Raw genomic sequence first — 24,872 nt, forward strand, 5'->3', positions numbered from 1 at the left:
GTAAACGGTAGATACCGTTATATTTTTGAGTGGAGAACAAATCTGTTTCTCAAGTTGGGTGGTACCGCGAGCATTATCGTCCCTTCGTTTTATAAACGAAGGGGCTTTTTTATTTTACACAGAATGGAGTGATGTGAAATGGGTTTATTAGAAGATTTGCAATGGAGAGGGATTATTTATCAACAAACAGATGAAGAAGGAATTAAAGAGGTTCTAGATAAGGAAAAAATTTCGTTATACTGTGGGGTTGACCCGACAGCTGACAGTATGCATATCGGTCATTTGCTTCCATATCTTACATTAAGAAGATTCCAACAGGAAGGACATCGTCCAATTGTACTTGTTGGTGGTGCAACGGGCTTAATTGGAGATCCTAGTGGAAAAAAAGAAGAAAGAAAGCTGCAAACTTTAGAAGCGGTTGACCATAATGTTCGTGGGATTAAAAAGCAGCTTGAGCACATTTTCGACTTTGAAGGAGAAAATGGTGCAATCATGGTGAACAACTATGATTGGAACGGTACGATGGACTTAGTTACGTTCTTACGTGATTATGGAAAATTCATTGGTGTCAATTACATGTTAGCGAAGGATACCATTGCTTCACGCTTAGAAACAGGTATTTCATTTACTGAATTCACGTATACAATATTACAAGCCATAGACTTTTTCCATTTATACAAAAATCATAACTGTAGAATGCAAATTGGTGGTAGTGATCAATGGGGAAATATCACAACAGGCTTAGAGCTTATTCGTAAAATGAGTCCAGATACTGAAAAGGCGTTCGGCTTAACGATTCCATTAGTGACAAAAGCCGATGGAACAAAATTCGGAAAAACAGAAGGCGGGTCCATCTGGCTTGATCCGGAAAAGACATCACCATATGAATTCTATCAATTTTGGATTAACACTGCTGATGCTGATGTTATTAAATACCTCAAATACTTTACGTTCTTATCACGGGAAGAAATTGAAGAATTAGAAAAAGCGGTTGAAGAGGAACCACATTTACGAAAAGCGCAAAAAACATTAGCGGAAGAAATGACTCGCTTAATTCATGGCGAAGATGCTTTAGAGCAAGCAATGAAGATTACACAAGCCCTTTTCAGCGGCGAGGTAAAGAACTTAACTGCGGATGAAATTAAGCAAGGATTTAAAGACGTTCCATCATTTGATTTCAAAGGAAATGAAGAAATCGCTCTAGTTGACTTATTAGTAGAAGCGAAAATTTCACCATCTAAACGCCAAGCCCGCGAAGATATTCAAAATGGAGCGATATATATAAATGGAGAACGAAATACAGACGTCCAATATATATTATCAATGAACGATCGAATTGAAGAACAATTTACGATTATAAGAAGAGGGAAGAAGAAGTATTTCTTAATTCGCTATTAAAAAATAAAAGACGAACCAAATTGGTTCGTCTTTTATTTTTAATTCAAAAGAAAACCACTTGTATAAATACAAGTGGTTTTAGAAAAATTAACGAGAATAGAACTCAACGATGAATGATTCGTTAATTTCAGCTGGTAATTCAGAACGTTCTGGTAAACGAGTGAATGTACCTTCAAGTTTATCTGCATCAAAAGTAAGGTATTCAGGTACGAAGTTGTTTACTTCGATTGATTCTTTGATAGTAGATAAGTTAGTAGATTTTTCACGAACACCAATTGTTTGACCAGGTGATACGCGGTAAGATGGAATATCAACACGTTTTCCATCTACAAGAATATGTCCGTGGTTTACAAGTTGACGTGCTTGACGACGAGTACGAGCTAAACCAAGACGATATACAAGGTTATCTAAACGAGATTCAAGAAGAATCATGAAGTTTTCACCGTGTTTACCTTGCATTTTTCCAGCTTTTAGGTAAGTGTTATGGAATTGGCGTTCATTCACTCCATACATATGGCGAAGCTTTTGCTTCTCTTGTAATTGAAGACCATATTCAGAAAGTTTTTTACGTTGGTTAGGACCATGTTGTCCAGGTGCATAAGGACGTTTTTCTAATTCCTTACCAGTTCCGCTTAATGAAATGCCAAGACGACGAGATAATTTCCAACTTGGACCAGTATAACGAGCCATTTAAGACTCCTCCTTTATTGTTTTTATTTTGAGTAAAATAAAAACCAGGTGTGAATAATCATTAAGTGTATGATGTTTTCATGTACCATCGCCCTAGCAGCAGAGGGTTACGCGATACACCACATTTTTAGAAGGAATTCTAAAAATGGGAACAACATACGATCATAAAGCTGTTCACAAAGGCTGCAATTATTTTACACAAAGAACATTATATGTTCTCTTATAAATAAAGTCAAGGCAATACTTCATATTAATGTGATTCGCAACACCTTAATGGTAGATTTTTCTATACAAAAAAAGAATCATATAGTATAATAGTACTATGCTATTAGAACCATTTAAGCGTTTGTTCATAATTAATATGAGAAAAAATCCATGAATACTATGCTCTTATAATGACAGGTGATTATACTATGGAAATTTGTGCTCAAAGTTTTATCCTATATTATAAATCTCGATTATTTGATCTTATGGAAGATAAACTAGAAAAACGTATTGCTAATTGGATAACTATTATCGCTGATTGTTTAGATGTAACACATGCTGTTTATTATAAACCGCAACAGGATAATAATAATCGGAATTGTTTTGAACATTCATTTTCTAAACAACCATTCGACTTCCCGAAATGCATCTCTACGAACACGTTACAGGCAATCTTTATCGAAAGTGATTATGTGGGGCACGATATATTAAGTATGCACCCACAATTGAGCATATTTAATTCAGCGTTTCATCTAAAGTATAACGAGATAGAAAAGGGCTATTTATTTTTACATGCTAATGAAGATAAATTAAGTGAATTCGTTTCTCCGAATGTAAACTCTTTTATATATGAAAGTGGAAAAACGATACAAATAATTGAAAAGCAATCAGATATTCTTAATGAAGAAGGTAGATATAAGGAGCTTTTTCGAGTTACAGAAAAATTCCACTCCTCAATGGATGTAGATATTGTTTTAAATGAAATTATTAAAGCGTTAAAAAAAGTTTTTCCCTACTTTACGTATAATTTATTACTTTCGAATGATTCAAAGCACGACAAAACGTTGCCCATTAAAGAACTTCAATTGGATCATATTGATGGCGCTGTTATGGATTCTTACGTTAGTGGCGAAATAAGAATTGAAAAAATTTGTACTGAAAATCATACGATATTATATGCCCCACTCTGTGGAAAACAGGGAGTTTATGGTGTATTGGAAGTTGCTACTTCTGCTTCGTTTGTTTTTCAAAATAGTGAAGTTGAGTTCATTCGCTTACTTGCCAATACTGGCGGCAGTGCGTTTGAAAATGCCAAATTATATGAACAATCACAAACGTTAATTAGAGATTTACAATTAATCAATGATACCTCTCATCGTTTAAATTCTTCAACTAGTTTGGATGAAACCGTTCAATTTTTAAAATCACAAATAAAAAAATCATTTAATACAGACGATATCGGATTTGTTCTATTAAAGGATACAGAGTTTACTATTCTCAATGGGAGCAACAGTGTTTTTCTTTCAGAGGTAGGGAAGAAATGCGTTGAGTTTATAGCAGAGAATATTCGGGTGAAGAAGGAGGCCCTTTTGTATAGCAATATACAGAATCAGTTAGCAGATGAAACTATACCTTTTTCCTCATTAATGGTTGTTCCAATGATTGAGAGTGATAGTTTAAAAGGTTTTTGTATAGTTTCACACAGTATTCCCTATTATTTCACATTCGATATGTTTAAATTATTTCAATCATTGATTCATCATTCGACTTTGGCAATTACAAACTCGATGCTAAGAGAAGAGCTAGAACGGATGGTGATCACAGATCAGTTAACACAACTATTTGCTAAAGGTTTTCTAAATGATGAAATTAAACAATCAATGGAAAAAGACGAGGAAGGTACATTTATTTTATTAGATATTGATAATTTTAAAAAAGTAAATGATACATTTGGACATCAAACAGGGGATGAAATACTCGTTCAAGTCGCTAACATTATTCAACAAAATATACGTTCTTCAGACATAGGTGCACGTTGGGGTGGAGAGGAATTGGCCATCTATCTTCCCGGTGCTTCGTTAAAAACAGGATCACAAGTTGCTCATCGGTTAGTGGAAGCGGTATATAAAAACACCAAGCCAAAGATTACCGTTTCCTGCGGCGTTTCCTACTGGAATAAGAAAAGAAAAGATCAAGTGGAAAGCCTTTTTAATCGTGCAGATGTCGGTCTTTATCATGCGAAAGAACGCGGGAAAAATCAAGTAGTCATTAAAGAAGATAAGAGCCCCTTTTAAGGGCTCTATTGTTTTAATTATAGATATGTCTCCAAAATTTCAACAAATTCTTTTAAATGAATTTCATCTGTCTCATCAAAACGATTTTTTTCAGGACTATCAATATCTAAAACACCGATGACTGAATCATTTTTAATGATAGGAATAACGATTTCCGATTGGGATGCAGAGTCACATGCAATATGTCCCGGGAACGTATTTACATCAGCTACTCTTAATGTTTTTCTTTTTTGAACAGCTGTCCCGCACACACCTCTACCGATTGGAATTCGGACACATGCCGGTAAACCTTGAAAAGGGCCTAATACAAGTTCGTTTCCATCCATTAAATAAAAGCCAACCCAATTGATACGGTCGAGAAATTGGTTTAATAGTGCAGAGGCATTACTTAAATTGGCAATTTGATTTGGTTCGTCTTCAATTAATGCCTTTAGTTGTTTTTTTACTAAATCATATTTCTCTGACTGTGTCCCTTCATACTTAGCTGAATGAAACATATAATTCACCTTATTTCTACAAATTATTTTCGTAATTGCTGATTTTTGCTGATAATGTCGATATTTCCTTAAAGGAAAAGCCTGATATGAACAAGAAATAATATAAATGAATAGATCATTACTTGAATTACTTGTAGCATAAATATTTCTATTATTCAAGCAAAAAAGATTGAAATGAGGTGTATCTATGGTAAATAGGAGAAGTTCGACGAAGGATACAATCGTAGACGCGGCGATTCTTTTATTTAATATAAAAGGTTTTGACGGAACATCTATTCGAGATATTGCGAAAAAGGCAAAAGTAAATCCCGCCAATATATCGTATTATTTTGAAGGTAAGCAAGGCTTGCTTGAAAAATGCTTCATTCAATTTTTTGAAGCGTACATTGAATTTATAGAAGAAGAGGTAAATCTATTAAAAAATGACCGCCCTGACTATTGTATGAAACGGGCAGTGTATAAAATTTTAGCTTTTCAAAGTAAGAACCATCATCTATCACGCTTCGTTTGGCGGGAAGTATCAATCGATTCGCAGATTGTTCGTGAAATCACTTCATCCTATTTAATGAAGGAAAGGTATTTATACAAAAAATTAATCGAGGCAATTGTCCCTGATCACTATTTAGAATCCAATATAGGTTATTTAATCATCCAATTAAGAAGTCTCATGACGATGCCCTTTTTGAATAGTCAATATTTAAGGGAAGTATGGAACCTATTTCCGCAAGAAAATTATTTCGTAGAAAAATATTATGAGAAAATCGACGAATGGATCGAAACGAACATCATAAACCAGCCAAGAAAAATTAATATTCCAATTTAGCAACTCTGAAAATTTCCCCGGAGTTGTTTTTTTTCTATAAATATACTAAGAAAAATGTTGAATTTAATAGTCAAAAATTGTCGTTACATGGTATCATAAATACTACATACTAAAATAAGTAAAATCAAATCGATTAATTAAAAATATAGATCAGTTTTGGACGGAACAGGGGGCTTACGATGGTTTATGTCATCGGTGCAATCGTAATTGTACTCATATTCTTAGTAATTGGATTTATTACGAGAAAGAAATATTATAAAGAGATTGATAAATTAGAAGCATGGAAAATTGATATAATGAATCGCCCGGTCGTGGACGAGCTGGGAAAAGTAAAGCAGCTAAATATGACAGGCGAAACGGAAGAATTATTTGAAAGTTGGAGAAAAGCCTGGGATGATATTGTTGCTGTAGAACTTCCGGATATTGAGGACTTTCTGTTCGACTCAGAAGAATTCACAGATAAGTTCCGTTTTAAAAAGGCAAAAGAATCAAATCTGAAAATCGAAACCATTTTAACGAATGTGGAAAGTAAAATCGAAACGATTTTGGCGGAATTAAGAGATTTAATTAGCAGTGAAGAAGAAAGCCGCATTGAAATGGAAGAATTGAGTAATAAGTATAAAATGATAAAAAAGACGCTTTTAATTGAGCGGCATATATATGGCAAGTCCATTCAAAATTTAGAAATGAAATTGGATGCTATTTCAACTAAATTCCATCATTTTACCGAGCTGACAGAGAACGGAGATTACCTCAAAGGAAGGGAAGTAATCAATGTTTTAAAGGACGAAGTGCAAACGTTAATTGAAAAGGTCGAAAAAATTCCGGAATTAATTACAGAAGTAACGACAATACTCCCTTCACAATTGAATGAAATTGAAGAAGGGCATAAAGAAATGAAGGAACAAGGATTTATTTTAGATCATCTACAAATAGATAAGGAAATAGCTGACTTAAGGAAATCCTTGCAAACTTACGAGGAATTATTGGAAAAAACGGATGTTGATGAAGTAGATTCCGGAATCGCAGATCTTAAGGAAAAAATAGATATTTTGTATGTACTTTTAGAAAAAGAAGTGGATGCAAAACATTTTATTCATAAACATCATGACGAGACAAAAAATGATTTGACGCTTGTTAAGGAAACTAATGAAAAAATGAAAGAGGAAACGAATTTTGTGAAACAGAGTTATCAACTATTAGAAGGGGAATTGGAAATCCCTAATAGTCTTGATAAACAACTAGGAAAATTAATCAAGAGATTTGAAACACTCGAATTAAAAATAGCAGACGATAGTTCAGCATACACCACTTTAAGTGATGAATTAACTGATATTCGTGAAGCAATTGAGAAAGTAAAAGAAGACCAAAAAGAATTTACACTTCATTTACAAAATTTGCGAAAAGACGAACTTGAAGCACGTGAAAAATTAACTGAATTAAAAAAGAAAACGAGTGATGCATTAAAAATCATTTCAAAAAGCAATATTCCTGGCCTTCCGAATGATTTTGAACTATTTATGGAACAAGTCCATGAAAACATTCAAGATGTTTTTAAAAGCTTAAATGAAAAGCCATTAAATATTAAAGCAATTCAAACCTATTTACAGGAAGCGATAAATGCTGTTGATGCATTATATGATAAAACGATAGAACTTGTAGAGACTGTGGTGCTAGTGGAAAAAGTTATTCAGTATGGAAATCGCTATCGTGCGCGTAACCCAAAAGTAGCTGAAGGATTACGACAGGCTGAAGAATATTTTAGAAACTATGACTATCATTTAGCATTAGAGGAAGCCGCAACTGCCGTAGAGGAAGTAGAGCCGGGAGCACTGAAAAATATTGAAGAAATGATTAATCAAGAAGTAATATAAAACGAATGCGTTTTTCGCATTCGTTTTTGTCTTTCAGTAAATGAAGAGTAGCGATTCCTTCCATTTTCAATTTTCTTAACCTATGTTATGATTTATCATTGGAATGAACTAATTAGATGACATATTTGAAGGTGTTTATAAATGATTTATTTTGATAATAGTGCAACAACGAAGCCATATGATGAGGTGATTGATGCATTTGCGAAAGTGTCAAAGGAATACTACGCAAATCCTTCGTCCCTTCATAATTTTGGCGGGAAAGTAGAAACATTAGTAAACCAAGCAAGAAAACAAATTTCCAATCTGTTACATGTAAAAGAAAATGAAATATATTTTACATCTGGCGGAACAGAAGGTAATAATTTAGCCATTAAAGGAACAGCTCTTGCGTATCGTTCTCGCGGGAATCATATTATAACAACGAGGGTAGAACATCCTTCCGTATACGAAGCATGCGAACAGTTAAGTAAATTAGGTTTTGAAATTACGTATTTACCAGTAGATGAATATGGTCAAGTTGACATAAATGATCTTAGCTCTTCCATTAGGGACAATACAATACTCGTTTCAATTATGCATGTGAATAATGAAATGGGGGCAGTTCAGCCTATTGAAGAAATTGGGGAACTTTTGACGAATTACCCAAAAATATTATTCCATGTTGATCATGTTCAAGGAATTGGAAAGATCCCTTTACTTCTTCATCAAGCCAAAGTTGACTTATGCTCAATTTCCGCTCATAAATTCCATGGTCTAAAAGGAATTGGTGTTCTCTATATACGTGACGGAATACGTATTTCACCATTATTTTCAGGTGGAAACCAGGAAAATAAAGTTCGAAGTGGTACGGAGAATGTCAGTGGAATCGTAACGATGGCTAAAGCACTCCGTCTAACAGAAGAAAAACGTAAGCAAAAACGAACAGATATGTTGGCGATAAGGGATTATTTAATCTTAAACTTAAAAAAAATGCCTTCCATTAAGGTGAACACGAATCCAACGACATCTGCTCCCCATATTATTAATTTTTCCGCAATTGGTTTAAAGGGAGAAGTCATTGTTCACGCACTAGAAGCGGAAAATATTTATGTATCTACGACAAGTGCTTGTTCATCTAAACAAAAATCGATAAGCAGAACATTACAAGCGATGGGAGTTACTGATGAAGAAGCGATTGGAGCAGTTCGAATCAGTTTATCTTATGATAATACAATGGATGAAGCAAAAATATTTATAACAAAATTAGAAAGAATATTAACCAAACTGTATGAAGTAGTGGGGGACACAAAATGAAATATGATCGTATATTAATTAGATATGGAGAACTGTCTACAAAAGGGAAAAATAGAAATCATTTTATCACCCATTTGAAAAGAAATATTCGCGGTGTCCTTAAAGAATTTAAAAATATTACTATTCAAGGCGGACATGATCGGATGTTTATATTGTTAAATGGTGAAGATAGTGAACCGATTATGGAAGAATTGTCAAAAGTGTTCGGTATTCAATCATTCAGTTTAGCTGTAAAAGCGGAAAAACAAATTAATGAAATGAAGGAAGTTGGCTTAACACTTGTTAAGCAACTTTACCAAGAGGGTGCAACATTTAAAGTTTCTACAAGACGTGGTGATAAATCATTTGAATTGGATACAAACGATATAAACCATGCGATTGGATCCTATATTCTTACCAATCTCGAAGGTATCAAAGTAAATGTGAAAAATCCCGATATAAATCTTATCGTTGATGTCAGAAGAGATGGCGTCTACATGTCGAGTGAAATTATCCGTGGTGCAGGTGGGTTGCCAGTAGGTTCCTCAGGGAAGGCAATGCTTATGCTCTCAGGAGGAATTGATAGTCCTGTCGCCGGGTATTTAACGATGAAAAGAGGAGTGAAAGTGGAAGCTGTTCATTTTCACAGCCCTCCATTTACGAGTGAACGAGCGAAGCAAAAAGCGATCGATCTTGCACAAAAAATGGCTGCATATAATGGTTTTGTAAAAATGCATATTGTGCCATTTACAAAAATTCAAGAAATCATTCATAAGCAAATTCCTGAAGGCTATTCGATGACAGCAACGCGAAGAATGATGCTGCGAATTACCGATGAAATTAGACGAATGAATAGCGGTTTAGCGATTGTTACGGGGGAAAGCCTCGGTCAAGTAGCGAGTCAAACATTAGAAAGTATGATTGCGATTAACGATGTGACTGCGACACCAATTCTTCGTCCTTTAATTTCGATGGATAAGTTGGAAATTATCGATATTGCTAAACAAATCGATACATTTGAAATATCCAATTTACCATATGAGGATTGTTGTACGATCTTTACTCCTCCAGCTCCGAAAACGCGTCCAAAATTAGATAAAATGCAGTATTTTGAGACTAAAGTGGATTTTGAATCGCTTATTCAAGAGGCAGTCCAAAATGTAGAAACAATCATTGTTTCTACTGAAAGTAAGAGCCGTGAAGAGACTTTTTCTGATTTACTATAATATATTGGATAATTCTATAATTACAAGGAACAATTACCAATCAATAATTTGAATGAAGGCATGTGTTTTCGCACAATCTATACTCACAAGGAGGTGAAAACACATGCCGAACAATAATCAATTAGTAGCACCTGGTGCAGAACAAGCTCTTGATCAAATGAAATATGAAATTGCTCAAGAATTTGGTGTAAATCTTGGAGCTGATACAACTTCACGCGCTAACGGTTCTGTTGGTGGTGAAATTACAAAACGCCTAGTTTCAATGGCTGAACAACAACTTGGCGGTTTTCATCAACATTAATTAAATAATATGGCTATGGGAAGCAGGATACCTGCTTCCCTTCTTTATTTGCCTCTTTGTTATTACTATTTAAAATCTTTAAATTATTTAGTATAATAGAACTAACTTTTTCGAGGAGGTATGATAAATGAACCGTGAAGACTTATTAGCACCTAAAGTGTACAATATTGTAGAAGAAGTAGAAAAATATGCATCTAATCCAAATAAAATTGCAATAAAATGGGAAAATGATTTAGGAGAAACGAAGGAAATTACATATAAAGATTTAATTAAGAGAGTCAATCAAATTGGGAATGTTTTCATAGAGAATGGACTACAAAAAGGGGATACGATCCTTATTATCGTTCCAAGATTAATCGAAGCCTATCAAGTATACCTAGCCGCACTAAAAACAGGTATTGTTGTCATACCAAGTTCTGAAATGTTAAAAACAAAAGATTTACAATACAGAATACAGCATGGTGATGTAAAAGGGATTGTTTCTTACTATCCATACGTCAATCAATTTGAAGAAGTAATTGAATCGCATCAATTAAAACGATTTGTAATAGGAAAAGAGATCAGTAATTGGCTATATTTAAATGAATTAGCAGATAAAGCAAGTGATTCCCTTGAAATCACTCGTACATCTAAAGATGATATGGCATTTTTATCCTACACTTCTGGGACGACAGGTAATCCAAAAGGTGTTGTCCATACCCATGGCTGGGGCTATGCCCATTTACGTACTGCAGCACCACACTGGTTATGCATAGAGGAAAATGATACAGTTTGGGCCACTGCAGGTCCGGGATGGCAAAAGTGGATTTGGAGTCCTTTCTTATCTGTTCTTGGCTCTGGGGCTACTGGATTTGTTTATAATGGAAAATTTGATCCGAAGACATACTTAAGTTTACTTGATAAACATGAAGTGAATGTTTTATGCTGCACGCCAACAGAATATAGGTTAATGGCGAAAGTTGATAATTTATCTGATTACCAGTTGAAACATATTCATAGTGCAGTATCTGCTGGGGAACCATTAAATCGAGAGGTCATTGAGACATTCCAAAAATATTTCAATATTACTGTTCGAGATGGATATGGTCAAACTGAAAATACATTATTAGTAGGAATTACTAAAGATATGGAATTGAAACCCGGTTCAATGGGGAAGCCAACTCCAGGGAATAGGGTAGAAGTAATAAATGAACATGGACAGCCTTGCAAAGTAGGGGAAGTTGGGGATATTGCCGTTCACATCGAGACACCGGCTTTATTCAAAAATTATTATAAAGATCCGGAAAGAACTGCAATGCAATTTCGTGGAGATTATTATGTAACTGGCGATAAAGCAAAAAAGGATGAAGAAGGTTATTTGTGGTTTGAAGGACGCGGGGATGATATTATTATTAGTTCCGGATACACCATTGGACCTTTTGAAGTGGAAGATGCACTTGTTAAACATCCGGATGTTAAGGAATGTGCCGTTGTCGCAAGTCCGGATGAAGTGCGAGGGAATATTGTAAAAGCTTTTGTCGTTTTGCAAGATGGAGTAGACCCTGAAAAGCCCGACTTAATCAAGTCTTTGCAAAATCATGTAAAAGATCTAACGGCTCCATACAAATATCCTCGTGAGATCGAATTTATTCAAGAACTTCCGAAAACAACATCAGGAAAAATTCGCCGAATTGAACTTCGGCAGCAAGAATTAGAAAAAGCAAAATAAATAATTTCATGAAGACAGATAGCTATATAAAAGCTATCTGTTCTCTTATTTTATAAAAATATCCGTTTCACTTTCTCCCAAAATGAATTATCTTTTAATTTTACCGTTTTGATGATTCTGTCACTTAGTTGGATATCGATTTTTTCGACATGGCGAATACTTAGTGCTTCATTATCCATTCCCATTGTAGGGTAATCATTCCCGGTTTGGACGACTTTCAATGACAATTTTCGGTGACCACTAAGAATAAAAGAGGAACCTAATGTCCGGTATTGATTATTGTTTAATGACGCAAGTTCACTGACTTGAAGACATGGCAGCAATGGATCAACAATCGCTCCATTTACCGATTTATTGTAAGCTGTGCTTCCTGTTGGAGTAGCAATCAGCATCCCGTCTCCTCTAAACGTTTCAAATGAGATGTCATCTATGTAAACATCCATAACAAATGTTTTAATGATCCCGGAGCGAATGCTAAATTCATTTAAACAATAAAATGATCCTTGTTGATTTATATTTACTTGAATGACAGGATATTTTCTCACTTCTATTTTGTCTAATTTCATTGCTTCGATCATCTCAGTCACATCATCTATGTGAAAGTCACAATACATTCCGAGACGGTCCTTTGTGGAAACACCTACATAAAGACAATCTTGCCTAAATCCCGACTTGCGAACGGCTTGCAAAAAGGTGCCATCACTTCCAACACTTATAATGATGTTTGCATCCATCACATGATCGACAACGGTGAAATCATATTTTTTTGCAGTATTTATTAAATGCGTAAGCTTATGTTCTAGCTCTTCTCGATTATTGTAATAAAGGTAAATGTTCTTTCTTTCTGACATTCATAATCACCTTTCTCTCTTGTAATTAGTGAATTTTGAAAACGATTTTTTCATTATTGTTTAAGACAAGTTTACCATTATTACGAAACTTTTTAAAAAGGAAGTCGTACAATATAGGAGTGTAAAAACACTGGCCATGAAATTTATATACATACACTATTATGTCCATAATAACAAATTAGTGGAAAGAAGGAGGATGTGAATAATGAATAAAAAAAGGTGGGGAGCTTTGGCGATTGCTGTACTGCTTTTTGGAGTATCAATTATTGTGAATTTTGCAAGTCTTGCATTTACAACAGACTTTACTAAATTTTTTGAAGAGACATTCACTACATCGGATGAAAACTTTTCAGAAGAAGTGATGGAGGATGGTGATGAATTTAAAAAAATCGCGATCCTAGAGGTAGATGGAGTCATTCAAGATACAGGTAGCAGTACTTCCTTACTGAAAGATGGTTCGTATAATCATCGAGATTTTATGAAGCAATTAAACTATGTGAAAGATAATAATGATGTAAAGGCGGTTATTTTACGGGTAAATTCACCAGGTGGTGGAGTAGTAGAATCTGCAGAAATTCATGATAAAATAGTCGAAATACAAAAAGAGGCGAAAAAGCCTGTGTATGTATCAATGGGAGCAACTGCTGCGTCAGGCGGTTATTACATATCAACCTCTGCAGATAAAATCTTTGCAAGTAAAGAGACAATGACAGGTTCTCTCGGGGTTATCATGCAAGGTGTTAACTATTCGGAATTAGCAAAGGATTTCGGGGTAGACTTTGTGACGATTAAAAGTGGTCCGTATAAAGATATTATGAGTCCTTCAAGGAAAATGACAAATGATGAGAAAAAGATCATTCAAAATATGGTGAATAATTCATATGATGGATTTGTTCAAGTTATCTCACAAGGAAGACATATGCCTGAGAATATAGTTCGAAAATTAGCGGATGGACGCGTTTATGATGGCAGACAAGCGAAAGAATTAAAATTAATCGATGATTTTGGATACTTGGAAGATGTAATTGATCATGTTCGTAAGGATTTTCATTTAAAAAATGCACAAGTTGTTCGCTATAAAAGTGATGCGGGCTTAGGTTCCCTATTTTCGATGGCAGCTCAAAAAATGATGGGGAAAGAAGCGGACGTAACAGGTTTAATGAAAATGTTGTCACAACCTAATGCCCCACGGCCCATGTACATCTATTCGGAGTAAGGAGGTAGCATATAATGACAGAAGAACAAGATATAGCTACTAATAAAAACGATATAGCGGCAAATGACAAAACCTTAACTGTCGTTCAGACATTCTCTTTTGCAGGATTTTGGATGAGATTTTGGGCGTATCTCCTCGATATTGTTGTAGTCGCTAGTATTAGTCGATTAATTATAAGGCCTGTTTTTCGAATCGTGGATATTCCTTTAACTGATTCAGGACTGTTTACACCCTATTCAATTGTAACGACCCTATTATTTTATCTGTACTTCATATTGATGACGAAATTTTTAAGTGCCACGATAGGAAAAATGGTGTTTGGATTAAAAGTGATTTCATTAAAAGAAAAGAAACTTTCATGGAGTACAATCATTTTCCGTGAAGGGATTGGACGATATATTTCTGTTTTTACAAAAATATTATACGTTGTTGTTGCTTTTACTCCGAATAAACAAGGCATTCATGACATATTTGCCGATACAACTGTCGTACATGAAAGAGCGGTAAAACAATTTCAATCAAAACCTGCATGACTCAAAGCTATTATTGAATAACAATCCTCAAATAAACCCGTATTACATTATGAGTAATGCGGGTTTATTTTTTTTCTATTTTGGCGAGAATGTAAGGCTGAAAGGTTGTGGAGAAATGATCGTTGCCACTGTTATAATAGGTATTTTTCTTCTATTCTTACTTGTTATTTGGTTTACAACTATCACTATCTTTATTGATTATTCACATAGAATCGACGATGATCATTTACGAGTTCAATTCATTATGTGGAAGTTTATTCGCTATAAATTGAAAATACCAACAATTAAAGTTGAAAAAGATGAGCCGACTATTACATATGAAAAGAAAACGAATACTGGAACACATGAACATGCAGAAATTACTACTAAAGAAATAACTGAGCGAATATCAGATTTTAAGGAATTACTAGAACATATTTTTGGGTTGAAAATTATCATACTAAAATTCTTAAAAAAGGTCAGAATCACTCAATTGGAATGGCATTCTACAATCGGGTTAAAAGATGCAGCATTAACGGGAAAATTATCTGGTGCAGCAATGGCTTTAAAATCAATCATAATCGCTTTCATAAGCAATAAAATGAAGTTGATGAAATTCCCTAGTTATTCTGTTACACCATCCTTTCAAATTCCCATTTCAGAAACTTCACTAAAATGTATGATTAAAATAAGAATCGGGAATGCTATTCTAGCAGGATTAAAAATAGTAAAGTTTTGGAGAGGCGGTAAAGGTTCTTTCAAAACAAAGCCATTAACAATGATTTCTAAAGAAGATTCTAATGAATCTTTGTAAGAGATAGGAGGATTACTATGGGTGAACATCCAATTGAAGGATTAATGTCAGCAGCAATGGAAAACTTAAAGGAAATGATTGATGTAAATACAATCATTGGTGATCCCGTTGAAACACCAGATGGTAGTGTAATCTTAACTGTATCAAAAGTAGGATTCGGGTTTGCCGCAGGTGGAAGTCAATTTAATGGACCTGATAAGTCTAGTTCAGGAGGACAAGGACAAAGCGGTCAAGGTGGTAAAACTGATCTTCCTTTTGGTGGCGGTAGTGGTGGAGGAGTTTCGATTACCCCTATTGCTTTTTTAATTGTTAACTCCCAAGGGGTAAAAATGCTTCATCTTGATGAAAGTACACATTTACTCGAAAAAATATTGGACGTAGCCCCGAGTGTTGTGGATAAAATTCAAAGTATGATAAAGAAAAATAATCAAAATACTAATTCAAATGGATGGAAAAACCATCAGCCAACAAATCAAAAACAAGATTTTGATTTTTAAAACTCGCCATTGGCGAGTTTTTAATTGGTAAAATAGTTGAAAATTAAGTATGATTATTATAAATACATAAAAGGAGGAATTAAAACGATGACAAATGTAACGTTTAAAGGAAATCCGGTAACAATACTTGGAAATGAAGTTAAAGTTGGAGATACTGCTCCTAATTTTACTGTATTGGCAAATGATTTATCAGAGGTCACACTTGATGACACGAAAGGGAAAGTTCGATTAATTAGTGTTGTACCATCTATTGATACTGGTGTATGTGATGCACAGACACGTCGTTTTAATGAGGAAGCATCAAAATTAAACAATGTGGAAGTCTTAACAATTTCCTGTGATCTGCCATTTGCTCAAAGCAGATGGTGTGCTGCAAGTGGTTTGGAAAATGTTAAAACTTTATCTGATCATCGTGATCTTTCATTTGGGGAAGCATACGGAGTAATTATGAAAGAATTACGACTACTTGCCCGTTCCGTGTTTGTCGTTGATAGTAATGATAAAGTAGTTTATGTTGAGTACGTAAGCGAAGGCACCAATCACCCAGACTACGAAAAGGCAATCGAAGCAGCGAAACAAGCGAAGTAAATTTTAAAAAATATAGAATCATTGTCCCCGATACGAATCGGGGATTTTATGTTGGGAGGAAAAGACTAATGAATATTACTCCAATGGAAGCGATTTTCAATGTCTTAAATGAAACAGCACTTATTCTACAAGAAGAACTTTCATGCACTTATTTAGAGGCACTTGCTGAGACAGGAGAAAACTTATTTCATGGGGAGATCGTGCAAGAGGAGATAAGCGAATTAAATAAAAAAAGACTAAAGAAAAAATACGAGGAAATTAATCTTTCTTCATTTACCGAAGAACAAATTCGAAAAGCGTACCAATTAGCCATCCTAAAAGGAATGAAAGACAATGTTCAGGCAAATCATCAAATGACCCCTGATACAATTGGATTAGTGATGAGCTATTTAATTAAACGATTTACAGAACAAATAAAAACCTTTTCTATACTTGATCCGGCAGTTGGGACAGGTAATCTGCTAATGACAATCATGAATCAATTAGAGGATAACGTAATTTCCGCTTATGGAATAGAAATCGATGATATTTTAATTAAACTAGCATACATCGGAGCAAATCTGCAAAGTCAACCGGTTCAGCTGTATAACCAAGATTCATTAGAACATTTGTTTATCGATCCTGTAGATGTAGTTGTAAGTGATTTACCAGTCGGGTACTATCCGAATGATAGTGGCGCTTCAAACTACCAGCTGAAGTCTGATAAAGGCCATTCCTATGCTCATCATCTATTCATCGAGCAAAGCATAAATTATACGAAGCCAGGTGGATATTTATTTTTTCTAATTCCCAATGGACTATTTGAATCAGAAGAAGCACCGAAATTACATAAATTTTTAGCGGAACAGGTACATATCCAAGGTGTGATTCAACTTCCGCTTTCCATCTTTAAAAATCCAAATGCGGCGAAAAGCATCTTGATTCTTCAAAAGAAGGATGATTCTGTAAAAGCTCCAAAACAAGTACTTATTGCAAATCTGCCGACATTATCCAATCAACATGCAATGGAGACAATGCTTGCAAAACTTGATAAATGGTTTCGGGAGAATAAAGAGTGATAAAAAATATCCGGTGTATACCGGTTATTTTTTTTGCATTATTTGTTCAAAATCATTCGAATAAACTTTCTTCTCTGTGTAAACGATTACTCTCTCCTTTATGCTTGAAAATATCTGTTTTGACAATTAAAATGAGAAGTCGTTAATAGTTATAGTTTGAAATGCAAAACCTAAAATAATGATAAAATTCATTAATCAGTAATGCAAAATAGATTACTTTCTTATATAGAAAGGAAAGGTAGTTATGTCAAAAATTATCGCAATTAATGCAGGTAGTTCCTCGCTTAAATTTCAATTATTTGAAATGCCTGAGGAACGTGTAATATCGAAAGGCCTTATTGAACGAATTGGATTGGCAAATTCAATTTTTACTATATCAGTAAACGATGAAAAATATAAAGAAGTCATGGATATTCCAAATCATGAGGTAGCAGTCAAACTTCTTTTGGACAAATTAACCGAATTAAATATCATTCAATCATTAAATGAAATAGAAGGAATTGGTCACCGTGTTGTACATGGGGGCGAAATTTTTAATGATTCCGTCCTTATTACAGAGGAAGTAGTGGAGCAACTAATTAAACTTTCAGATTTAGCTCCACTCCATAATCCGGCAAATATTATTGGAATACAGGCTTGTCATGCAGCATTGCCTAATGTTCCAGCAGTTGCTGTTTTTGATACTGCTTTTCATCAAACAATGCCTGAAAGCTCATTTTTATATAGCTTGCCATATGATTATTATGAAAAATACGGTATTCGCAAATATGGTTTTCATGGAACCTCTCACAAATATGTTTCTCGCCGTGCGGCTGAAATGCTTGGGCGTCCAATTGAACAACTTCGATTAATCTCTTGCCATTTAGGAAATGGAGCAAGTATAGCAGCAATTGAAGGTGGAAAATCAATTGATACGTCCATGGGATTCACGCCATTGGCAGGTGTAGCGATGGGAACGAGATCGGGGAATATAGACCCTGCCTTAATACCATTTATCATGGACAAAACAGGGAAAACGGCAGATGAAGTGTTGGATGTACTTAATAAAAAATCGGGTATGCTCGGTGTTTCAGGATTTTCTAGTGATCTTCGGGACATTGAACAAGAAGCAGCGAAAGGAAATAATCGAGCAGAATTAGCTTTAGAAGTTTTTGCGAATCGAATTCATAAATATATTGGTTCCTATTCTGCAAGAATGTCTGGAGTTGATGCGATTATTTTTACAGCTGGAATTGGCGAAAATAGTGATCTTGTTCGTGCGAAAGTTCTTCACGGTCTAGAATTCATGGGAATTTATTGGGATCCAGCATTAAATAAAATTCGAGGAAAAGAAGCATTTATTAATTATCCACATTCACCGGTTAAGGTACTAGTCATTCCAACGAATGAAGAAGTAATGATAGCAAGGGATGTTGTAAGTTTAATAACAAAATAGTTATGAAAAGGCAAGCCATTTCGGTATTGCCTTTTTTTATTCGTGGCTCTTTCATCTAGGCTGTATGGTATACTTAAGGATAATTATTCCTTATGAAGAGGTGAATTAGATGCAATGGACACAAAGAGATCAGGCTGTTTGGGATCAAGTTCAGATATGGATTGATACGTTGAACGAAGAGAAATCAAATGATTTCACAAATACATATGAAAAATGGATGGATCATGGATTTTCAATGATACCTGATCATATTAAAGAACCTTTTTTTGAAAAACTGGATACATGGCTGTTTCATCTTCACTCTCTTATTCAAAGTATGCAATTTCAAGAAGATGCAAGAAATCGAATATTAAGTACTGCAAGAGTTTTTGATGAGGAGGTAAATACAATTCCAGAAATAAAAAACTTAACGATTGATCAAGTGTCTTATATTGCAGATCAGCATTCTGCGCGTCATCGATTGTATGCCTTCATTCAAGGTGGGATTACAGGGACTGGGAAAACAATCCTTCTTGGTTCAGACTTTCTTGTAATGATTATATTAAATCTTCGAGCTGTTCAAATTATTGCTATGTCTTATGGCTATGATATAAAAACACCTTATGAAATGATGACCTCACTAAAAGTTTTTCATGCCGCAACACTTCCTAAACGATTAAAGGGAAATGCATGGGGTCTGTTAGTGCATGATTTAGGGGAACAACAATATTTTTATGATGGCACTGATCAAATAACAAGCTATCAATCGTTAGAAGGGCCGTTCAAACAATTAGTTAAAGTATATTTTATTTCCTTATTTCAAAAGGAAAAAGATTCTAAATGGACATTTATACCGTTGGCAGTTGGTGCAGGTGCAAACTATCTATTTTCAAGAAAAGTTACTGATTTCGCTGATAAATATTATAAATTCCGTTATTTACAGGATAAAGGATGGGAGAAATGAGTATTTTCGCACATAAACAAGCTTCGCCAACTAGTATTTATTGTGGAATCATTACTGTAAGTGACACGAGAACAGCAGAAACAGATAGAAGTGGTCACCTGATGATGGATTTATTAAAGTGTCATGGTCATTCAATCAATTTCTATCAAATAGTAAAGGATGATCAACATTTAATAAAAGACGCGATTAAGAAAATAGCGGATATTGACGGGATCAAAGCGATTTTAATAAATGGGGGAACGGGAATCGCAGCAAAGGATGTAACTATTGAAACAGTTTCGTCCCTTTTTGAAAAAAAGGTAACGGGATTTGGTGAACTTTTTCGGTATTTAAGCTATACGGAAGATATCGGACCTGCTGCGATGTTATCCCGTGCTACAGCAGGGACGTACAAAAATAAAATTATTTTCGTTACACCTGGTTCAACAGGTGCTGTACGGTTAGCTATGGAGAAACTCATCTTGCCGGAATTAGGTCACATCGTATATGAAATTGAGAAAGACAGAAAGTAAGAAAACCCTTCTTATGTTCCAATTTATGGTTTGTATATCTAAAAACAGATTTCGAACAATAGTAAATATAGGAAGGGGGCACTATTTTGAAAAAACAAGATCGTGAAAAAGAAATTATTTATAATGAGCAAGGCATCAATCAAACAACTAATCAAATTATGGGAGCATATGCGAGCGGTGTAGTTGACCAACCAGATGGACAATTTCACATTTATGATCAGGATGAGGAAGCATAGAAGGTAAAAAAGAGGAATCAGCAATTGCTGATTCCTTTAATTATTTCACAATTTGCAATGATTTTGGATAGGCGGTTAAAATTTCAACACCGTCTTTAGTCACGAATACATCATCTTCGATACGAACCCCTGCTACATTTGGTACATAGATTCCAGGTTCAATAGTAAACACCATTCCTTCTTGAATGAGTAGTTCATTTGTATTTGTTATTGAAGGATATTCATGCACACCAATTCCTAACCCATGGCCAAGTCGGTGTGGAAAATAATCTCCATACCCAGCATCAGAAATAATATTTCTCGCAATCATATCTAATTGCTTTGCTGTTATTCCAGGCTTAACGGCTTTAATTGCTTCCTCTTCCGCTTGTAAAACGATATTGTAAATTTTTTCTTGGTCGTCATTTGTATGATCATAGGCTACTGTACGGGTAATATCAGAGCAGTATCCTTCATAAACGACACCTAAATCAAATAGGACTAAATCGCCTTTTTTAATTTTAGTTAATCCGGGATTCCCATGGGGAGAAGCGGCATTTGTACCAGTTAGCACCATTGTTGAAAAGGACATCTCAGAAATTCCTTTTTTCTTTAATTCGTACTCAATAGCTGCAATAATATCTAGTTCGGTTTTTCCTTCTTTTATTTCGTTAACACCAACTTGCACAGCAAAATCCGCGAATTCAGCTGCTTTTTTCAGGATTTCCTTTTCCTTCTCATCTTTAATTAAACGCAATTGACGAAGCTTTGCTTCTGCTGCAACGAATTTCGCACCATTAAAATGTTGAAGTAATAACTCATATCTTTCAATATTCATATGCTCTTTTTCTACCGCGATTGTTTGAATCTCATTTGTCCGTTTTTTAACTTGCTTTTCAAGTACTTCCCAAGGATTATCAGTATCTGAGCATCCAATGATTTCGTATTCCCAACCCGACGCTTTCGCATCAGTTACATCAAGTGCCGGGCAGATCATAAATGGTTCCTGATTTGGGAAAACAGCAATGCCAAGTAATCGCTCATGAGGATCACTTAGAAAACCACTGAAATAAAAAACATTTTCAGGGGTGGTGACAAATGCAAAATCAATCGTTTCTTGTTGTAGCCAACTAGTTAATTCTTGTAGTCTTTTGTTCATTTTTTTTCATCTCCTAATTGGGTATATATAAAGAATATCAGAATATACCTATCGTTTCTAATTTCTAGTATGGAAAACAAATAAAAATTACTTTTAAACAGATACCAAAAGGGGTATTTTGTATTGGAAAGAGGAGTTTTGGATTTTATATTGAATATGGTTGATAAACTATTTTTTTTTAAGGAGAGATATAAAAATGAAAGTATCTTATCATGGACATTCTATAGTAAAAGTAGAAACAAACGGAAAAACAATTCTGTTTGATCCGTTTATTAATGGTAATTCTCAAACTGATTTAAAAGTCGAGGAAGAGAAGCCTGATTATATTATTTTAACCCACGGTCATAACGATCATGTAGGTGATACTGTGCAAATTGCAAAACAAAGCGGAGCAGTAGTTATTGCTAATAATGAAATTGCAGATTATTTAAGCTGGCAAGGTTTAAACACCCATCCGATGCATATTGGAGGATCTTTTGAATTTGAATTCGGTAAGGTGAAGTTAACCCCTGCATTTCATGGCTCAGCATTAGTCACAGAAAATCAAGAGATTATTTATTTAGGAATGCCAACAGGTGTGTTGCTAATGGTTGAAGGGAAAACGATTTACCATGCAGGTGATACAGGATTGTTTTCCGATATGAAATTAATCGGTGAGCTTCACCCCATTGATCTAGCGTTTTTACCAATTGGTGATAACTTTACGATGGGACCGGAAGATGCTGCAATCGCTGCAAAATTTTTAAATGCCAAAACCGTTGTACCGATTCATTACAATACCTTTCCATTAATTAAGAAAGACCCACATCAATTCATTGATTTACTCGAAAAGAAAAATGGCAAGGTAATGAGTGCGGGTGAATTTATTGAATTATAACGAAAATGATACATCTGTTTAAAAGCAGATGTATTTTTGTGTTGGAATTCAATATAAGAGCATACAATAATACAAGCTTAAATACTGGAGGGAGTCCAATGAAAAATAGATATTTACTATGTATCTTATTAACCGCATTAATGCTCTATTATGCTTTACCTCATTTAGCTTTTTCTGTTCAACATGAGGCCGGTATTTTTTCCATTGCTTGGCTTGGTTTAGCTTTGCTTGTTTTTGCCGGCAATCTTACAGCGTGGCTTTATGCACCGAAAAAACAGCGAGCAAATAAAAATGTAGATAAACCGTTACCAAAACGTGTAAAGTCACATAATTAAGGAAGAGTCGTTAATAATTGAATTGTCAGGCTCCTCACCTTATAATAAATCTAACGAAAAAGTCGCGAAAAGGGTGAAGAGCTTGGCAACTAAACATGAACAAATACTTGAATACATCGATCACCTCCCCATTGGAGAGAAAATTTCCGTAAGACAAATTGCCAAGGCTTTAAATGTGAGTGAAGGAACGGCATATAGAGCAATTAAAGATGCTGAAAATAAAGGCTATGTTAGTACAATTGAACGAGTAGGTACGATTAGGATTGAAAGTAAGAAAAAGAATAATATTGAAAAACTGACATTTGCGGAGATTGTAAATATTATCGATGGACAGGTGCTTGGAGGGAAAAAAGGGTTACATAAAACATTAACTAAATTTGTTATCGGTGCAATGAAGCTGGAAGCGATGATGAAATACACGGGTGCAGGGAATCTATTAATCGTTGGAAATCGGACGAAAGCTCATGAACTGGCGCTTAGAGCTGGAGCAGCTGTGTTGATCACCGGTGGCTTTGATACTGAGGACGAGGTGAAAAAGCTGGCGGATGAATTAGAATTGCCGATTTTGACTACCAGCTATGATACGTTTACAGTTGCAACGATGATTAATCGCGCGATTTATGATCAATTAATTAAAAAGGAAATTATTTTAGTAGAAGATATTTTTACCCCAATAGACAAAACAGCTTATTTAATGATTCATGATCAAATAAGCACATGGTATGAAAAAAATAGAATCACTTCCCACAGCCGCTTTCCAGTTGTTGATCAAGGAATGAAAGTCGTTGGAATGGTCACTTCAAAAGATATAATAGAATTTGATCAGCACTTAACGATTGAAAAAGTAATGACAAAAAATCCGATATCCGTAGGTTTAAAGACAAGCGTGACTTCCGCTGCACATATGATGATCTGGGAGGGAATAGAGGTACTTCCGGTTGTTGATGACTATCATCGGTTATTTGGGATTATAAGCAGGCAAGATGTATTGAAGGCGCTGCAAATGACGCAACGACAGCCTCAAGTTGGCGAAACGATTGATGATATCATTACTACACAAATAGAGACAGCAGCTGAAACTGCTGAAAAAGAAAGTTATTTTTTTGAGGTTACTCCACAAATGACGAATCCGCTTGGAACAATTTCATATGGCGTTTTTACTACGCTTGTTTATGAAGCGGCAACCCGAAAATTGAAGAAACAAAAAAAGGGTGATATCGTTATTGAAAATATGACGATTTATTTTATCAAACCTGTTCAAATTGAAAGCACAATCGAAGTTGTTCCTACGATTCTCGAAGCGGGTAGAAAGTTTGGGAAAATTGATGTAGAAGTATTTAATCAAGGCCAGCTCGTTGGAAAAGCATTGTTAATGTGTCAATTAATAGATAAATAAAAAAAGCCATTCATTGGCTTTTTTATTAATTAATGTTGTTTCATTTCTTCTAATTCTTTAATAACGTATGGTCGGTAAAATCGCAGTGATTTTATTCCGGCCCAAACGCTAAAGAAGCCTAGGATAATAAAAATTGCACCGATAATATAGGTAATGGTTGATGGATGAAGAAACAATTGATTAATACCGAATAAACCAACGAAAAGTCCTAATGAAATCCCTGATTTTCCTGATAAATATTTTCGCTCCATTGGCAATGGGCTTCTTACAAATTTTATTTTATAGAATACATAGAATGACAATGATAATATAATGAAAAACACTACTATAGGCAAAATGTTCCCTCCAAATATAATATTCAACATTGTTTACATTGTAACGAGTTTTATATGAAAA

The 24,872-nt window shown here is 34.7% G+C and carries 26 protein-coding genes and 1 other annotated feature (1 of these 27 only partly in view); of the genes, 21 read left to right on the plus strand and 5 right to left on the minus strand.

Annotated elements, in window-relative coordinates; all coding sequences use genetic code 11:
* Positions 1-87, plus strand: a binding site (T-box leader) (it extends 130 nt beyond the left edge of the window).
* Positions 88-138: 51 nt separating this feature from the next.
* Positions 139-1,398 (plus strand): tyrosine--tRNA ligase, encoded by a 1,260-nt coding sequence (tyrS, locus tag B5V89_RS02115; RefSeq protein WP_107920606.1) that lies wholly within the window; start codon positions 139-141, stop codon positions 1,396-1,398.
* An 87-nt stretch (positions 1,399-1,485) separates the two neighbouring features.
* Here the strand turns inward: tyrS and rpsD are convergent, their stop codons facing one another.
* Entirely contained in the window at positions 1,486-2,088 is a 603-nt protein-coding gene (gene rpsD, locus B5V89_RS02120; RefSeq protein WP_066226862.1) for a 30S ribosomal protein S4, read from the minus strand.
* 413 nt (positions 2,089-2,501) lie between these two features.
* Between rpsD and B5V89_RS02125 the strand changes: the two genes are divergently transcribed.
* Positions 2,502-4,367 (plus strand): sensor domain-containing diguanylate cyclase, encoded by a 1,866-nt coding sequence (locus tag B5V89_RS02125; RefSeq protein WP_107958379.1) that lies wholly within the window; start codon positions 2,502-2,504, stop codon positions 4,365-4,367.
* A gap of 17 nt (positions 4,368-4,384) precedes the next feature.
* On the opposite strand, the gene B5V89_RS02130 is transcribed toward B5V89_RS02125, so the two are convergent.
* The gene (locus B5V89_RS02130; RefSeq protein WP_066226864.1) at positions 4,385-4,864 is read right to left on the minus strand and encodes a GAF domain-containing protein; all 480 of its coding nucleotides are present in this window, start codon (positions 4,862-4,864) and stop codon (positions 4,385-4,387) included.
* Between the two features lie 187 nt (positions 4,865-5,051).
* Between B5V89_RS02130 and refZ the strand changes: the two genes are divergently transcribed.
* The 6 genes from refZ (at position 5,052) to mbcS (ending at position 12,068) form a co-directional block, all read left to right on the plus strand.
* Positions 5,052-5,687, plus strand: coding sequence for a forespore capture DNA-binding protein RefZ (refZ, locus tag B5V89_RS02135; RefSeq protein ID WP_108070296.1), 636 nt, complete (start codon positions 5,052-5,054; stop codon positions 5,685-5,687).
* A 179-nt stretch (positions 5,688-5,866) separates the two neighbouring features.
* Positions 5,867-7,561, plus strand: a complete 1,695-nt coding sequence (gene ezrA / locus B5V89_RS02140; RefSeq protein WP_066226869.1) for a septation ring formation regulator EzrA — start codon at positions 5,867-5,869, stop codon at positions 7,559-7,561.
* A 141-nt stretch (positions 7,562-7,702) separates the two neighbouring features.
* Positions 7,703-8,854: a cysteine desulfurase family protein gene (locus B5V89_RS02145; RefSeq protein ID WP_066226872.1), complete on the plus strand. Its 1,152-nt coding sequence runs from the start codon at positions 7,703-7,705 to the stop codon at positions 8,852-8,854.
* The gene (gene thiI / locus B5V89_RS02150) at positions 8,851-10,059 is read left to right on the plus strand and encodes a tRNA uracil 4-sulfurtransferase ThiI (RefSeq protein WP_066226873.1); all 1,209 of its coding nucleotides are present in this window, start codon (positions 8,851-8,853) and stop codon (positions 10,057-10,059) included. Before B5V89_RS02145 ends, thiI begins: the two co-directional genes overlap by 4 nt.
* A gap of 103 nt (positions 10,060-10,162) precedes the next feature.
* Positions 10,163-10,360, plus strand: a complete 198-nt coding sequence (locus tag B5V89_RS02155) for an alpha/beta-type small acid-soluble spore protein (RefSeq protein ID WP_107920225.1) — start codon at positions 10,163-10,165, stop codon at positions 10,358-10,360.
* Positions 10,361-10,487: 127 nt separating this feature from the next.
* Positions 10,488-12,068: an acyl-CoA synthetase MbcS gene (gene mbcS / locus B5V89_RS02160; RefSeq protein WP_107919895.1), complete on the plus strand. Its 1,581-nt coding sequence runs from the start codon at positions 10,488-10,490 to the stop codon at positions 12,066-12,068.
* 50 nt (positions 12,069-12,118) lie between these two features.
* On the opposite strand, the gene B5V89_RS02165 is transcribed toward mbcS, so the two are convergent.
* A complete protein-coding gene (locus B5V89_RS02165) occupies positions 12,119-12,919 on the minus strand; it encodes an NAD kinase (RefSeq protein ID WP_066226884.1) in 801 nt (266 codons plus the stop codon).
* Positions 12,920-13,124: 205 nt separating this feature from the next.
* Here B5V89_RS02165 and sppA point away from each other — a divergent pair, with 205 nt between their 5' ends.
* The 10 genes from sppA (at position 13,125) to B5V89_RS20000 (ending at position 20,730) form a co-directional block, all read left to right on the plus strand.
* Positions 13,125-14,135: a signal peptide peptidase SppA gene (gene sppA, locus B5V89_RS02170; protein WP_066226888.1), complete on the plus strand. Its 1,011-nt coding sequence runs from the start codon at positions 13,125-13,127 to the stop codon at positions 14,133-14,135.
* Between the two features lie 14 nt (positions 14,136-14,149).
* Positions 14,150-14,668, plus strand: coding sequence for an RDD family protein (locus B5V89_RS02175; protein ID WP_108070298.1), 519 nt, complete (start codon positions 14,150-14,152; stop codon positions 14,666-14,668).
* Positions 14,669-14,783: 115 nt separating this feature from the next.
* Positions 14,784-15,461, plus strand: a complete 678-nt coding sequence (locus B5V89_RS02180) for a DUF2953 domain-containing protein (protein WP_066226896.1) — start codon at positions 14,784-14,786, stop codon at positions 15,459-15,461.
* Positions 15,462-15,478: 17 nt separating this feature from the next.
* Positions 15,479-15,958 carry a GerW family sporulation protein gene (gene ytfJ, locus B5V89_RS02185; protein WP_066226900.1) on the plus strand — a complete coding sequence of 160 codons (480 nt, stop codon included), beginning with the start codon at positions 15,479-15,481 and terminating at the stop codon, positions 15,956-15,958.
* An 87-nt stretch (positions 15,959-16,045) separates the two neighbouring features.
* Positions 16,046-16,546, plus strand: coding sequence for a thiol peroxidase (tpx, locus tag B5V89_RS02190; RefSeq protein ID WP_066226902.1), 501 nt, complete (start codon positions 16,046-16,048; stop codon positions 16,544-16,546).
* 68 nt (positions 16,547-16,614) lie between these two features.
* A complete protein-coding gene (locus B5V89_RS02195; protein WP_066226906.1) occupies positions 16,615-17,604 on the plus strand; it encodes a class I SAM-dependent methyltransferase in 990 nt (329 codons plus the stop codon).
* 244 nt (positions 17,605-17,848) lie between these two features.
* Positions 17,849-19,039, plus strand: a complete 1,191-nt coding sequence (locus tag B5V89_RS02200; RefSeq protein WP_066226909.1) for an acetate kinase — start codon at positions 17,849-17,851, stop codon at positions 19,037-19,039.
* Positions 19,040-19,148: 109 nt separating this feature from the next.
* Positions 19,149-19,982 (plus strand): EcsC family protein, encoded by an 834-nt coding sequence (locus tag B5V89_RS02205; protein WP_108070300.1) that lies wholly within the window; start codon positions 19,149-19,151, stop codon positions 19,980-19,982.
* Positions 19,979-20,494 carry a MogA/MoaB family molybdenum cofactor biosynthesis protein gene (locus B5V89_RS02210; RefSeq protein WP_108070302.1) on the plus strand — a complete coding sequence of 172 codons (516 nt, stop codon included), beginning with the start codon at positions 19,979-19,981 and terminating at the stop codon, positions 20,492-20,494. The genes B5V89_RS02205 and B5V89_RS02210 overlap by 4 nt, the downstream gene beginning before the upstream one ends.
* An 86-nt stretch (positions 20,495-20,580) precedes the next feature.
* A complete protein-coding gene (locus B5V89_RS20000; protein WP_160331406.1) occupies positions 20,581-20,730 on the plus strand; it encodes a hypothetical protein in 150 nt (49 codons plus the stop codon).
* A 40-nt stretch (positions 20,731-20,770) separates the two neighbouring features.
* Here B5V89_RS20000 and B5V89_RS02215 read toward each other — a convergent pair whose 3' ends face one another.
* Positions 20,771-21,868 carry a M24 family metallopeptidase gene (locus B5V89_RS02215; RefSeq protein WP_108070304.1) on the minus strand — a complete coding sequence of 366 codons (1,098 nt, stop codon included), beginning with the start codon at positions 21,866-21,868 and terminating at the stop codon, positions 20,771-20,773.
* A gap of 196 nt (positions 21,869-22,064) precedes the next feature.
* On the opposite strand from B5V89_RS02215, the gene B5V89_RS02220 reads away from it, so the two are divergent.
* The 3 genes from B5V89_RS02220 (at position 22,065) to B5V89_RS02230 (ending at position 24,476) form a co-directional block, all read left to right on the plus strand.
* Positions 22,065-22,745 (plus strand): metal-dependent hydrolase, encoded by a 681-nt coding sequence (locus B5V89_RS02220; protein ID WP_066226922.1) that lies wholly within the window; start codon positions 22,065-22,067, stop codon positions 22,743-22,745.
* A 98-nt stretch (positions 22,746-22,843) separates the two neighbouring features.
* A complete protein-coding gene (locus tag B5V89_RS02225; protein ID WP_066226925.1) occupies positions 22,844-23,080 on the plus strand; it encodes a hypothetical protein in 237 nt (78 codons plus the stop codon).
* A gap of 82 nt (positions 23,081-23,162) precedes the next feature.
* Entirely contained in the window at positions 23,163-24,476 is a 1,314-nt protein-coding gene (locus B5V89_RS02230) for a CBS domain-containing protein (protein ID WP_108070306.1), read from the plus strand.
* A gap of 29 nt (positions 24,477-24,505) precedes the next feature.
* Here the strand turns inward: B5V89_RS02230 and B5V89_RS02235 are convergent, their stop codons facing one another.
* Positions 24,506-24,811 (minus strand): YtpI family protein, encoded by a 306-nt coding sequence (locus B5V89_RS02235; RefSeq protein ID WP_066226931.1) that lies wholly within the window; start codon positions 24,809-24,811, stop codon positions 24,506-24,508.
* Positions 24,812-24,872: the final 61 nt, after the last annotated feature.

This window comes from Heyndrickxia sporothermodurans (assembly GCF_003055045.1).
In the GTDB taxonomy this organism is placed as follows: Bacteria; Bacillota; Bacilli; order Bacillales; family Bacillaceae_C; genus Heyndrickxia; species Heyndrickxia sporothermodurans.

Coding starts and splice junctions, on each gene's coding strand:
- tyrS (WP_107920606.1), top strand. CDS start 139: ATGGGTTTATTAGAAGATTTGCAATGGAGAGGGATTATTTATCAACAA.
- rpsD (WP_066226862.1), bottom strand. CDS start 2,088: ATGGCTCGTTATACTGGTCCAAGTTGGAAATTATCTCGTCGTCTTGGC.
- B5V89_RS02125 (WP_107958379.1), top strand. CDS start 2,502: ATGGAAATTTGTGCTCAAAGTTTTATCCTATATTATAAATCTCGATTA.
- B5V89_RS02130 (WP_066226864.1), bottom strand. CDS start 4,864: ATGTTTCATTCAGCTAAGTATGAAGGGACACAGTCAGAGAAATATGAT.
- refZ (WP_108070296.1), top strand. CDS start 5,052: ATGGTAAATAGGAGAAGTTCGACGAAGGATACAATCGTAGACGCGGCG.
- ezrA (WP_066226869.1), top strand. CDS start 5,867: ATGGTTTATGTCATCGGTGCAATCGTAATTGTACTCATATTCTTAGTA.
- B5V89_RS02145 (WP_066226872.1), top strand. CDS start 7,703: ATGATTTATTTTGATAATAGTGCAACAACGAAGCCATATGATGAGGTG.
- thiI (WP_066226873.1), top strand. CDS start 8,851: ATGAAATATGATCGTATATTAATTAGATATGGAGAACTGTCTACAAAA.
- B5V89_RS02155 (WP_107920225.1), top strand. CDS start 10,163: ATGCCGAACAATAATCAATTAGTAGCACCTGGTGCAGAACAAGCTCTT.
- mbcS (WP_107919895.1), top strand. CDS start 10,488: ATGAACCGTGAAGACTTATTAGCACCTAAAGTGTACAATATTGTAGAA.
- B5V89_RS02165 (WP_066226884.1), bottom strand. CDS start 12,919: ATGTCAGAAAGAAAGAACATTTACCTTTATTACAATAATCGAGAAGAG.
- sppA (WP_066226888.1), top strand. CDS start 13,125: ATGAATAAAAAAAGGTGGGGAGCTTTGGCGATTGCTGTACTGCTTTTT.
- B5V89_RS02175 (WP_108070298.1), top strand. CDS start 14,150: ATGACAGAAGAACAAGATATAGCTACTAATAAAAACGATATAGCGGCA.
- B5V89_RS02180 (WP_066226896.1), top strand. CDS start 14,784: ATGATCGTTGCCACTGTTATAATAGGTATTTTTCTTCTATTCTTACTT.
- ytfJ (WP_066226900.1), top strand. CDS start 15,479: ATGGGTGAACATCCAATTGAAGGATTAATGTCAGCAGCAATGGAAAAC.
- tpx (WP_066226902.1), top strand. CDS start 16,046: ATGACAAATGTAACGTTTAAAGGAAATCCGGTAACAATACTTGGAAAT.
- B5V89_RS02195 (WP_066226906.1), top strand. CDS start 16,615: ATGAATATTACTCCAATGGAAGCGATTTTCAATGTCTTAAATGAAACA.
- B5V89_RS02200 (WP_066226909.1), top strand. CDS start 17,849: ATGTCAAAAATTATCGCAATTAATGCAGGTAGTTCCTCGCTTAAATTT.
- B5V89_RS02205 (WP_108070300.1), top strand. CDS start 19,149: ATGCAATGGACACAAAGAGATCAGGCTGTTTGGGATCAAGTTCAGATA.
- B5V89_RS02210 (WP_108070302.1), top strand. CDS start 19,979: ATGAGTATTTTCGCACATAAACAAGCTTCGCCAACTAGTATTTATTGT.
- B5V89_RS02215 (WP_108070304.1), bottom strand. CDS start 21,868: ATGAACAAAAGACTACAAGAATTAACTAGTTGGCTACAACAAGAAACG.
- B5V89_RS02220 (WP_066226922.1), top strand. CDS start 22,065: ATGAAAGTATCTTATCATGGACATTCTATAGTAAAAGTAGAAACAAAC.
- B5V89_RS02225 (WP_066226925.1), top strand. CDS start 22,844: ATGAAAAATAGATATTTACTATGTATCTTATTAACCGCATTAATGCTC.